At 67.8% G+C, this 2,938-nt stretch carries 2 protein-coding genes; one reads left to right on the forward strand and one right to left on the reverse strand.

Going from position 1 to position 2,938, the window contains the following annotated elements:
• Positions 1-56 precede the first annotated feature (56 nt).
• Entirely contained in the window at positions 57-1,361 is a 1,305-nt protein-coding gene (locus tag ACLP25_RS18290) for a YVTN family beta-propeller repeat protein (protein WP_442470596.1), read from the reverse strand.
• A gap of 190 nt (positions 1,362-1,551) precedes the next feature.
• Between ACLP25_RS18290 and ACLP25_RS18295 the strand changes: the two genes are divergently transcribed.
• Positions 1,552-2,938: 5'-3' exonuclease H3TH domain-containing protein (locus ACLP25_RS18295; protein ID WP_442470597.1), on the forward strand; the 1,387-nt coding region annotated here is incomplete at its 3' end.

Raw genomic sequence — 2,938 nt, forward strand, 5'->3', positions numbered from 1 at the left:
GTCACCCCAACCCTCTCCCCGCAAGCGGGGCGAGGGGGGCGCGCGCCGCGAACAAACTACCGCAAATTCCCCGTGTGCCCGAGCGAATACCGCCCGGGCTGCGGCCAGACGGTGAGGCCGTGCGGCATGCCGCCGACGGGGATCGACTTCACCGAGCCGTCGTCGGTGTTGAAGGCGTAGATGACGCCGTCGTAGCGGCCCGAGAGCCACAGCCATTTGCCGTCGGCGCTGAGGTTGCCCATGTCCGGGCTGCCGCCGCCGGGGATCGTCCAGGTCGCGAGCACCCGCGGGCGAAAAAAGTCCACCACGCTGACGCTGCCCTGTCCGTTCTTGACCCCGGCGAGGTTGTGGGTGCCGCGGTTGGCGACAAAAAGCTTCGTCCCGTCGCGCGACGGATAGAGCCCATGCGCGCCGACGCCGGTCGCGATGAAGCCAATCTGCTGGAAGGCGTCGCCCGAAACGAGCACGAGGCCGTCTTTCAGCATGTCGGCGACGAAGAACACCGAGCCGTCCGGCGAGACGCGGATGTCCTGCGGCATGCCGCCGGCCGTGAGCGGCAGGATCCCGGCGAGCGTGTGATGGACGAGATCGATCTTGGCGAGCGCGTTGCCGTATTCGCAGGTGAAGATCGCGTAGGAGCCGTCGGCGGCGAAGTCGGCGTGGTTGATTCCCGGGCAGCGGGGCGTCGCGATATAGCCCTGCAGCGCCATGGTGTGCGGGTCGCGGAACTCGAGCCGCCGCATCGCCTCCGCGACCATGATCGCCGATTTGCCGTCGGGGGTGAAATAGAGGTTGTAGGAATCCGGCACGTCGATCGCGTTGCCGAGCTTGCCGGTCTTCGGGTCGATCGGCATCACATCGGCGTGACCGCCGCGATAGGAAATGTCGCCCGACACCCACAGCGTCTGCAGGTCCCACGAGGGCACGATGTGCTGCGGGCTCGGAACGGCGTCGAGGCTCTCGATCACCTTGAACGTCTCAGGATCGATGACGTCGACCTTGCCGGTAATCAGGTTCGGCGAATAGACGCGCGACAGGTGGCCGGCGACGGCCGGGCTGAACATTCCCGCCCCGGTGCCGGCGTAGACGTTGTTCGGTTCGACGGGCGCCGGCATGCTGAGGTTAGCCGCGGGCAGGTCGATCGCCTGCGGGGGCCCGAGCTGATAGGCCGCGAGCTGCAGGAAATCGCTCTCGGAGCGACCCTGTTCGACCACGCTGCTGCAGAACGAGGCGCATTGGGCGGCGTCCGTGCATGCGGTCGGGATGGTGAAGGATTGCGCCGTCTCAAGGGCCGAATCCGACCCGAGAACCAACGCCGCCAAAGCCAGGATCGACCCGCCGATCCATTCCCGCCGCCTCATCGCACCGTCCCGCATTCGCGAATCAGGGCACCTCCGCGACCCCGAATCGCCCCCGTTCTTTATGCTCTCCCCCGGATGACTGGCGCATGAACGGCTGCTCCAGTCTTCTGAAAAAGACCGTTTCCCGGCGCCGACAGCGGGGCTTTGCGCCAATAGCGCCCGCGCGCGCCTTCGCCTATTCTCGCGCCCCATGACTCAGCCCCACCGTCCGGTCGGCCCCGGCGACCACGTCTTTCTCGTCGACGGCTCGTCGTTCGTGTTCCGCGCCTATTATCAGTCCATCCGGCAGGATCAGAAATACAACTATCGCTCGGACCGTCTGCCGATCGGGGCGGTTAGGCTGTTCGCCACCAAGGTCCTGCAATTCGTCAAGGACGGCGCGGCGGGCATCAAGCCAACCCATCTCGCCATCATTTTCGACAAATCGGAGAACTCGTTCCGGCGCGAGCTCTATCCCCCCTACAAGAGCCATCGCCCTGAGCCGCCGGCCGACCTCGTGCCGCAGTTTCCGCTGATGCGCGCCACCGTGCGCGCCTTCGGCATGATCCCGGTCGAGCAGGACCGCTACGAGGCGGACGACCTGATCGCCACCTACGCCCGCGAGGCCCGCGACAAGGGCGCGGACGTGCTGATCGTCTCGGCCGACAAGGACCTGATGCAGCTCATCGAGCCGGGGGTCGCGATGTACGACCCGGCCTCGGGCGACCGCGAGGAGCGGCGAATCGGCGAGGCCGAGGTGGCCGACTACTTCGGCGTCGGGCCGGACAAGGTCATCGACGTCCAGGCGCTCGCCGGAGATTCGACCGACAACGTGCCCGGGGCGCCGGGCATCGGCGTCAAGACCGCCGCCCTGCTCATCGGCGAATACGGCGACCTCGACACGCTGCTCGCCCGCGCGAGCGAGATCAAGCAGCCGAAGCGGCGCGAGGCGCTCACGCTGCCGGAGAATGTCAACCGCATCCGCATTTCGCAGAAGCTGGTCACTCTGGTGCGCGACGTGCCGCTCGAGTGTCCGCTCGAGCACCTCGCCGCCCCGACGCTCGACGGCAAGGAGCTCGTCGCTTTCCTCAAGGCGATGGAGCTCACCACGATCACGCGCCGGGTCGGCGAGCTCTGCGGCGTCGACGTTTCCGCGATCGAGCCGGACCCGCATTTTGCCGGGCCGGCTGGCTGGCGCGCGCGCAACGGCGAATCGGCGCTGGCGCCCGAGGCTGAGACGCCGCCTGCCCCTACGCCTGAAGCGCCGCTGGCGGCCCCGGAGGGAACGACGCCGGCCGACCTCATGCGGACCCGGGCCAACGAGGCCAAGGCGCCCGTGGACCGTTCAGCCTATAAGACTGTGCGAAGCCTCGACGAGCTCAGCGCCTGGATCGCGCGGGCGCACGAGGACGGCGTTGTCGCCTTCGACACCGAGACGTCTTCGCTCGATCCGTTACGCGCGGACCTGATCGGCGTGTCGCTCGCGGTCTCGCCCAACGAGGCGTGCTACATCCCGATCGGCCATAGGATCGGGGCGGATGACCTGTTCAGCGGCGGCGGGCTCGTTCCCGACCAGATCCGGGAGGAGGACGCGATCG

The organism is Roseiarcus sp., assembly GCF_052145395.1.
GTDB lineage: Bacteria > Pseudomonadota > Alphaproteobacteria > Rhizobiales > Beijerinckiaceae > Roseiarcus.